The organism is Vibrio genomosp. F10 str. 9ZD137, from assembly GCF_049974785.1.
Lineage (GTDB): Bacteria > Pseudomonadota > Gammaproteobacteria > Enterobacterales > Vibrionaceae > Vibrio.
The window spans coordinates 1-427 of sequence record NZ_JBNGCJ010000976.1; the positions used below are offsets into that span (position 1 = coordinate 1).

1 pseudogene is annotated in these 427 nt (G+C 48.2%); it reads left to right on the forward strand.

What is annotated here, in order from left to right:
* Positions 1-409, forward strand: a pseudogene (locus ACP45E_RS21095) (trimeric intracellular cation channel family protein); the annotation flags it as partial.
* Positions 410-427: the final 18 nt, after the last annotated feature.

Here is a 427-nt window from a genome sequence, read left to right on the forward strand (position 1 = left end):
AGTCAGAGATATTTTACTCGGTCACTACCCACTCGGTTGGGTCGAGAACCCTGAGTTTTTAGCCATTACATGCATTGCCGGAGTGATTACCACGGGGTTAGCAAAATGGGTCATAAAACTGAAAGGGCTATTTATACGTTTGGATGCTCTGGGGTTAGTCGTGTTTAGCATCATTGGCACTAAAGTCGCCATGAGCATGGGTCTTCATCCCGGAATTTGTATGGTGTCTGCATTGGTGACTGGCGTGTTTGGGGGCTTGCTGCGTGATTTAATTTGCCGACAAACTCCGCTAGTGCTGCATGAAGAACTTTACGCCTCGGTGGCGCTATTGGCTTCGGGCGTTTATCTCACATTGCTGGAGTTCGGAGTGAGTGATATTACCGCCACCATCATTACTATCGTCATCGGTTAAGATCGGAAGAGCGGT